The 1,139-nt window shown below is 41.3% G+C and carries 1 protein-coding gene; it reads right to left on the minus strand.

The window, feature by feature from the left end; translation table 11 throughout:
• Positions 1-35 precede the first annotated feature (35 nt).
• A complete protein-coding gene (locus BN587_RS02365) occupies positions 36-863 on the minus strand; it encodes a MerR family transcriptional regulator (RefSeq protein ID WP_021719546.1) in 828 nt (275 codons plus the stop codon).
• Positions 864-1,139: the final 276 nt, after the last annotated feature.

Below are 1,139 nucleotides of genomic sequence, written 5' to 3' on the forward strand. Positions count from 1 at the left end.
GCGACTGCCGCGGGGTTTTTGTGCGCTATAAATAATTATTTTATCTGCAGCTCCAGCTTGTAAATATATTTATCCATATCGCCTGTCAACCAGTAGTCGCATAGAGATGTGACATAAAGCGGTGATATCGGTGTAAGCTGATGCTCCTTGCAATATTCTGCCAGCATTTGCAGATACTTTTTGTTGTTGAACATGTAGACGCCTTGAAAATATAGCGTCAGATAATCGCCTGCGGGTTTTTGATAACAATGCGGTGTAGGGAGCTTGTCATGAAGCGTATAAAAATAATGCTTCAGATGCTTGCTTGCGAAATCCTGCAAAATTTCCGTATCGTAAATATAACCAAAGCCGTTGGTTGTTAAGGCAGTATCATTTCGCAGATGGGTGAACATTCTGGCGATATGCGAAGAACGCTTTTTAAAGCATTCATTTTCTTCGGTAGCATTGCTCAGATAAAGATAATGTGCCTGATCATGGACAAGCATAATTTTATCCAGAGTAATGTCCGCAATATGGTCGAGCTTGCCTAATTCGCTCTGCAGCTCTGTTTTCATGGCTTGCAGACGGGCGATTTCCTGCGTGAAGAAATCTATGCGCTCATTAAATAAATCACGATAGTTTTGCGGCGAGCGGTTGGCAAGATAATCCTTGATGCGTGCAATCGGTACCTCAAGCTGGCGTAGCGTAAGAATCAGCTGCAGCAAAAACAGCTGACTGCGCTTGTAATAGCGGTAACCGTTTTCATCGACAAGTTCTGGGGTAATCAATCCCAGCTTGTCATAGTAAAGCAGTGTCTTGCGGGGAATTTTGCAAAGCTGTGATAATTCACCGGTCGTAAAGTAATTTTGTAGATTTTTTGACATTTTTAGCGTTTCCCCCCTTGACTGTCTAGCTGCTATACACAGTATTATAACATATAAAAGAGAAAATGCATATTAAGACTCAATCCAAATAATTTCAGGTGCTTAATATGTACTTCGTTGATTTTTTTGATGAGTGAATGGAGGTATATCTGTGAAAAAATTGGCTAGTAAAGGTTTATTGATGAGCGCATTGATTTGCGGCAACGTATTCTTAGGGAGTAGTGCGGTATTTGCCGAAGATGTGCAGGAGTATGATCTGGATGCGATGGTTGTAAC

This window comes from Phascolarctobacterium succinatutens CAG:287 (genome assembly GCF_000434895.1).
Lineage (GTDB): Bacteria > Bacillota > Negativicutes > Acidaminococcales > Acidaminococcaceae > Phascolarctobacterium_A > Phascolarctobacterium_A succinatutens_A.

What these genes read in the sequence shown, in the direction of transcription:
- BN587_RS02365 (WP_021719546.1), bottom strand. Translation starts at nt 863, where the DNA reads ATGTCAAAAAATCTACAAAATTACTTTACGACCGGTGAATTATCACAG.